The 6355-nt window shown below is 63.1% G+C and carries 7 protein-coding genes and 1 pseudogene; 7 read left to right on the top strand and 1 reads right to left on the bottom strand.

What is annotated here, in order from left to right:
- Nucleotides 1-10 precede the first annotated feature (10 nt).
- Nucleotides 11-772 (top strand): annotated as a pseudogene (locus tag CCR96_RS03820) (TonB-dependent receptor domain-containing protein).
- 32 nt (nucleotides 773-804) lie between these two features.
- Here the strand turns inward: CCR96_RS03820 and CCR96_RS25010 are convergent.
- Nucleotides 805-939, bottom strand: coding sequence for a hypothetical protein (locus tag CCR96_RS25010; RefSeq protein ID WP_274601066.1), 135 nt, complete (start codon nucleotides 937-939; stop codon nucleotides 805-807).
- A 169-nt stretch (nucleotides 940-1108) separates the two neighbouring features.
- On the opposite strand from CCR96_RS25010, the gene CCR96_RS03815 reads away from it, so the two are divergent.
- From CCR96_RS03815 to CCR96_RS03790, 6 genes are all read left to right on the top strand, one after another.
- Nucleotides 1109-1915 (top strand): carbon monoxide dehydrogenase beta subunit family protein, encoded by an 807-nt coding sequence (locus CCR96_RS03815; RefSeq protein WP_201217546.1) that lies wholly within the window; start codon nucleotides 1109-1111, stop codon nucleotides 1913-1915.
- A 1-nt stretch (nucleotide 1916) separates the two neighbouring features.
- Complete coding sequence (locus tag CCR96_RS03810; protein WP_201217544.1) at nucleotides 1917-3059, top strand: transketolase C-terminal domain-containing protein; 1143 nt, start codon at nucleotides 1917-1919, stop codon at nucleotides 3057-3059.
- Entirely contained in the window at nucleotides 3056-3946 is an 891-nt protein-coding gene (locus CCR96_RS03805; RefSeq protein ID WP_201217541.1) for a thiamine pyrophosphate-dependent enzyme, read from the top strand. Before CCR96_RS03810 ends, CCR96_RS03805 begins: the two co-directional genes overlap by 4 nt.
- Nucleotides 3943-4608: a 2-oxoacid:acceptor oxidoreductase family protein gene (locus tag CCR96_RS03800; protein ID WP_201217539.1), complete on the top strand. Its 666-nt coding sequence runs from the start codon at nucleotides 3943-3945 to the stop codon at nucleotides 4606-4608. The genes CCR96_RS03805 and CCR96_RS03800 overlap by 4 nt, the downstream gene beginning before the upstream one ends.
- 14 nt (nucleotides 4609-4622) lie before the next feature.
- The gene (locus CCR96_RS03795) at nucleotides 4623-4829 is read left to right on the top strand and encodes a 4Fe-4S binding protein (protein WP_201217537.1); all 207 of its coding nucleotides are present in this window, start codon (nucleotides 4623-4625) and stop codon (nucleotides 4827-4829) included.
- A 95-nt stretch (nucleotides 4830-4924) separates the two neighbouring features.
- A complete protein-coding gene (locus CCR96_RS03790) occupies nucleotides 4925-6343 on the top strand; it encodes an acetyl-CoA carboxylase biotin carboxylase subunit (protein WP_201217534.1) in 1419 nt (472 codons plus the stop codon).
- Nucleotides 6344-6355 lie beyond the last annotated feature (12 nt).

The raw sequence follows: 6355 nt of genomic DNA, 5'->3' as shown, positions 1-6355 counted from the left end.
TCGGGAATGGGTGGAAGTTCGATCACGGCAGCTCAGGCAGGGACTTGTCGGGGTCGGGATAGGGGCGTCTGGTCGCTATGGTAACTCAGCAGCGACTCACCGTTGCCGTGACTTATTGAGAAGTTACGTGATATTCAGTAAAGGCGCGATTTTTGAACTCCGAAACGTGAGTAAGGAGATTGGCCTCCGTCTGAGCCAGCAGGATCTCCTTACGAGCGGTGATCAGGCCGGATTTCGGGCCGCGTTCTTTCGCAACGACGTGCGCGATTTTATCGACCGTGAAGTCGTCTTCACCTTCCGGCCCGTTCCCGGCAACCCTGGACCCGGTGGTGTCACGACGCAGGAGAATGTGACCGATGCGCGGCTCGAGGGCGTCGAGATCGAGGCCGTCTAAGACGCGCCACGTTGGTTCGCGGGCCTCGCCTACGCGCAGACGCGCGGTGATAACGAGATCACCGGCGAGCCCCTTGCAAGCGTGCAGCCCGATCAATGGAGTTCTCGACTTGGCCTGCGTTTCCCGGCGCAGGGCCTTGAGATCGGCGCTCGCGGACGGTTCATCGCTGCCCAAGAGCGCGTGCCCGAAGGGATTGGGCCGTCCGACAGCTATAACCTCTACGATATCTGGCTCAGGTGGAGGCCTGCCGAGCGCCTAGCCGGGCTGAGCCTAGACCTCGGCATCGATAATCTGCTCGATGAGGACTACAGGCCTTACCTCTCGGTGTTGCAAGGGCCGGGGCGCAACATCAAGGCGACGCTGAGCTACAACTTCTGACCCCGCGCTTCGTCATCCGACTTCGTTAATCATTAACGTGCTTCTGCCTTCACACCAGCGCTGCTAGGCAGCTGCACGCCAAGCAGGGTCTTGAAGAGCAGCCGGGAGACATCGGTATTATCGAAACGCTGGCGCAGCGGCGGCTCACCCGCGCATGTCGCGGTCAAACACTGCTTGGAGCGCGAGCCCCCGCGCGCTCGCGATTGTAAGATTTTTCCGAACTATTCAGCGCGAAACGACGAATTTACCCACATCAAAAGCATGGTTTAAAGTCGACCACTCGTTGCTTGCCTGCTGTCTGTCGCCCCACCGCACAAACGCTTCCCGCATCCCGCATTGAAAGCCACCGTCCGCTCCCTGTTTTCAGGAGGTGGGCGCTCCCGCTGGCGAAACCGGCCGATTCTTGGACAGGCTGAATCAGCCTCTCGCGGCAATCCTCAATCCCTGCACCAGGCGGACGCGGGGACGTTTGACTCCAGAGTGCGGATGGGGAAAGACATCGGTATTTCCGAAGCAAGCGAAGCGCATCCACGACACATCAAGTCTGCAGAATCGGAGGCTTTCTTGGAGCCACATCGCTACAAAGTTGTTTCAGGGCCGGAAGGGTTCTTGCCACCGGCCGCCGCCTCGATGGGCGTCGCGCTGCCCGAGCAAGGTGAAGGCCTGATCGAAGGGGCGCGTGTCCCAGCCGCAAGCGCGTTGGAAGAGGCGGCGACCAGGCTGGTCAACGCCAAGCACCCGACCTTCTTCCCCGGTCCGCTGATCCTCTGGAACTGGAAGGATGGGATCGCCGAAAAGGCGCAGGCGCTGAAGGATCTGGCCGACACCCTGGGGGCCAAGATCATCCCGATGCCGGATTACCGGCCCAAGTACCCGATGATCAACCCGGAGATCGAGGTCAATCCCAACCACCCGAACCTGACCATCTGGCATAACAAGATCGACGTCTGCGTCTTTATCGGTGTGCATTGCCACTATGCCAATATGGCGTTGAAGATCATACGCGGCGGCACCGATTGCTGCACCATCGCCCTGTGCGCGGAAGCCGGCCACGAAGACGCCGTGATCTCCCTGCGAGACTTCGCGTTGGCCGATCTGCACGCGCTGACGGCGGCGGTCAACCGATTGAAGGCGAGGGGCTGAGATGCTACAGCAGCAAGTACGAAGCCCCGAGTACCTGTTCTTCGAGGCGGAGAAGAAAAAGCAGTTCCTGAGCGGCAGTGAAGCCGTGCGCGAGGCGATCAGGAAGGCGAATGTGGATGTGGCGATCTCCTATCCCATCACGCCGCAGTCGGAGAGCATGCACCTGGTTGGCGACCTCTTCGCGGAAGGCTACGTGAAGGAATACTTCCGCGGCGAAAACGAGTTCGCGGTCATGTCCTCGGTGGCCGGCGCGGCCATGGCCGGCGTGCGCGTCTTCACCGCCACCGGCGGCCCGGGCACCATGCGCGCGTTCGAGATGTTCCCGGTCTGGGCCGGCTCGCGCCTGCCGATCGTCTGTGCCTTCCTGACCCGCGGCATCAACAGTCCCCTGACGATCCAGCCGGATACCATCGAGATGGCCTTCCTGCTCGAGACCGGCATGCTGATGCTGCATGCCGAAACCGCGCAGGACCTGCACGACATGTTGCTGAAGGCATTCATCGTCGCCGAAAAGACCGACGTGCATCTGCCGGTGGGTGTCTTCGCCGATGGCTTCTTCGTCACCCACACCAAGGAGATCCTGCATATCGCGGACGCGGACAGCAAGCTGCCGCCCTACGACCCGCACTGCGCGCCGGTTCCAGCCATGGACATGGAGAGCGTGCCGGTGCGGCAGATGCGCGATCCTTTCGTGATGAAGAGCAACTTCATCAGCTATGCCGCCCATGCCTCCTGGCAGCAGGAGATCGAGGCGGCACAGGAGCGCTCGCGCAAGCACTTGGAGCGTTATCTCGGCGGACTGGTGGAGACCGAGCACGAGGACGCCGAGGTCCTGCTGATCACCTCCGGCACCGCCGTGAGCCAGAGCCGCGAGGCGATGGCTATCTGCCGAAAAGAGGGGCTTTCGGTTGGTCTGGTGAAGATCAAGTCGATCCGCCCGTTCCCCAGCGACGAGCTCCGACGACTGGCCGCTGGCAAATACGCCGTCATCGTGCCCGAGCTCAACCGGGTGGGCTGGCTCGCCAAGGAGATCAAGGCCAGGGTGGACGACCCCCGGCGGGTGATCGGCGCGCCTCGGGTCTTTGGTGGCATGACCATGCCGGCCCATCTCATCGTCGATGAAATCAGGAGGGTGCTCCAGTGAGTACGCGCATCGTCAGCATCTCGCCCGCGTTCGAAGACCTGATGCCCAATGAATACAAGGAGCTGGTCGAGAACGGCCCCTACGGGAAGGACTACAAGGTCACCGATCTGGGCAAGTACAAGGAACTGATCGAGGAGCATCCGCTGTGCGCCGGCTGCGGGCTGGCCCTGTCGCTGCGGCTGGTGCTCGGCTCGCTGCCGAGTCCGGAAGATACGGTGATCGTGGGCTCCACCGGCTGCAGCGCCCTGGTATTTCCGCAGGTCGGCCTGCACAACGTCCACTCGCTGTTCGGCAACCAGAACGCCGTGGCGAGCGGCATCAAGCGCGCCTTGAGCCTGCGTTTTCCGGACCAGGTGAAGGACGTGGTCGTGGTCGCCGGCGACGGCGCCACCGCCGACATCGGCCTGGACATGGTTATGCAGTCCTGGTTCCGACGCGAGAAGATCGCGACCATCATGCTCGACAACGAGGCCTACGCCAACACTGGCGGCCAGGAGAGCGGCATGAGCATGGAAGGCACGGTGATGAACATGGCGCCCAAGGGCAAGGTGTTCCCCAAAGCCGATCTGCCCAAGGTGGCCGAGGCCTCAGGCTGCGCCTACGTGGCCGCGGCCTCACCATCGCGCCCGGGCAAGCTGGGCAAGGTGGTGCGCCGTGCCATCCTGATCGCCCGCGAGGTCGGCCCCACCTACGTGCAGCTGCTCAGTCCCTGCCCCACCAACTTCAAGACCAAGCCGTCGGACACGGTGGTCACGATCAAGACTCGGGAAAAGGAGAAGAGCTTCAAGCAGTACGAATACATCTCCGACGATGCCCGCAGTTTCTTGAGCGCGCTTGATGAGGGCAAACAGTCAGAGGGCAAAAAGTCCGAGGGCAAGCAGCCATGACAGAGAAGATGTCCATCCGCATGTCCGGCTTGGGCGGCCAGGGCGTCGTCACCGCGGCGCACATCCTCGGCATGGCCGCCTACAAGGACGATCTGCAGGTCACCGTCAATCCGTTCTTCGGCGCGGAAAAGCGGCTCGCGCCCGCCGAAAGCTATGTGCGCATCGCGCAAGAACCGATCTACGAGCGGGGCGAGATCCTGTACCCGAGCCTCATCATGGTCTTCCATCCCCACGTCATCACCATGGGCAAGAGCTACACCATGCCCTTCTTCGATGGCCTGGAGGCCGGCGGGACCATCCTCATCAACTCGGCCTCCGCCCTGGATCTCTCTGAGGAGGAGCGAGACAACCTAGCCAAGCTCGATGCGCAGGTCCACTACGTCCCCGCCTCCGAGGTCGCGATGGAGGTGAGCGGCACGCACCTGTCCACCAACATCGCCATGCTCGGGGCGCTCTACCGCATCCAGCAACGGCCCTCGTTGGATGCGCTGGAGTCGGCCATGGTGGAACGCTTCGGCGGCAGCAAGTTCGTCGCCTCCGGCAGCACCGCAGCACTCGATGACGCAGTCAAGGAGAAGTTCGCCAAGGTCAGCCAGATGATCGAGAAGAATCTCGAGGTCATCGAGAAGGCTGGCGAATCCATGTTCCAACAGACACACTGATCCAGGGGGTTTCGATGTACTACGCCGCCGAAGTGGAAGCCAAACTGTGCTCGGGATGCGCCTTGTGCGCGATGGGATGCCCGGACCCGAATGTCATCGCCTACTGCGCGGACAGCGAGACGGTGACCGTGGACCAGAAACGCTGCAAGGGATGCGGCATCTGCATCACCCTGTGCACGAAGGATGCGATGAGCGTCAGGCAGGTCGACCTGAACGCTTGACGGACGCGAGGCGGGCGGCAGGAGGCCGTCCCGGCCTTGCCGCTGCGCCTGATTCTTGAAATGGCTCTTGAAATGGCCACGCCTGAGACCCCGTCATGCTTCGTAAGATCTTGATCGCCAATCGCGGCGAGATCGCGGTGCGCATCATCCGCGCCTGCGCCGAGATGGGCATTCGCTCGGCCGCGATCTATGCCGATGCCGACCGCCATTCGCTGCACGTGAAGAAGGCCGACGAGGCCTACTGCCTGGGCAATGACCCGCTGGCCGGCTACCTGAACGTGCACCAGATCGTCAATCTCGCCGTTGCCACCGGCTGTGATGCCGTGCATCCGGGCTACGGCTTCCTGTCCGAGAACCCGGAGCTGGCCAGCGCCTGCGCGCGGCGCGGGATCACCTTCATCGGTCCGAGTGCCGAGGTGATCGCACGCATGGGCGACAAGACCTCGGCGCGCTTGGCCATGCAGCAGGCCGGCGTCCCGGTCACGCCCGGCAGCCCCGGGAATCTCGAGAGCCTAGAGGCGGCCCTGACCTGCGCCGAGGAGATCGGCTATCCGGTCATGCTCAAGGCCACCTCCGGCGGCGGCGGGCGCGGCATCCGCCGCTGCGACGACCCGCAGGCACTGCGCCAGAATTATCTCCGGGTCATCTCCGAGGCGACCAAGGCCTTCGGGCGCGCCGAGGTGTTCCTCGAGCGTTGCGTGGTGAATCCGCGTCATATCGAGGTCCAGGTGCTGGCCGATCATCACGGCAACTGCGTGCACCTGTTCGAGCGCGACTGTTCGATCCAACGCCGCAACCAGAAGCTGATCGAGATCGCGCCCTCGCCCCAGCTCGACGAGGCGCAGCGCCAGTATGTCAATGGTCTGGCCGTGATCGCGGCACGCGCCGTGGGCTACACCAATGCGGGCACCGTGGAGTTCCTGCTCGACGATGCCGGGCGCTTCTATTTCATGGAGATGAACACCCGCATCCAGGTCGAGCACAGCATCACCGAGACCATCACCGGGGTCGACCTGGTCGAGGAGCAGATCCGCATCGCTGCCGGCTTCGCACTGCGCTACCGTCAGCACGAGATCGGACGTCGCGGTTATGCACTCCAGTTTCGCGTCAATGCCGAGGACCCGAGGAACAACTTCCTGCCGAGCTTCGGACGCATCTCACGCTATTACGCACCGGGCGGACCGGGCGTGCGCACCGACGGGGCCATCTACACCGGCTACAGCATCCCGCCGCACTATGATTCCATGCTCGCCAAGGTGATCGTCTGGGCACTCAACTGGGACGATGTGGTCAATCGCGGCCACCGCGCCCTGCGCGATATGGGCCTGTTCGGGGTGCGCACCACCATCCCCTTCTATCAGGAGATCCTGCGCCATCCCGCGTTCCGCGCGGGCTGCTTCGACACCGGCTTCATCGAGGCCCATCCCGAACTGCTCAACTACTCGAGCAAACGTCGCCGCGAAGACATCGCCGCCGCGCTCGCCGCCGCCGTCGCGGCGCATGCCGGTCTGTAGGAGAGAACCCAT

It is taken from the genome of Halochromatium roseum (genome assembly GCF_016653315.1).
Classification (GTDB): domain Bacteria; phylum Pseudomonadota; class Gammaproteobacteria; order Chromatiales; family Chromatiaceae; genus Lamprobacter; species Lamprobacter roseus.
This window is presented reverse-complemented; position numbering and strand designations above follow the sequence as displayed.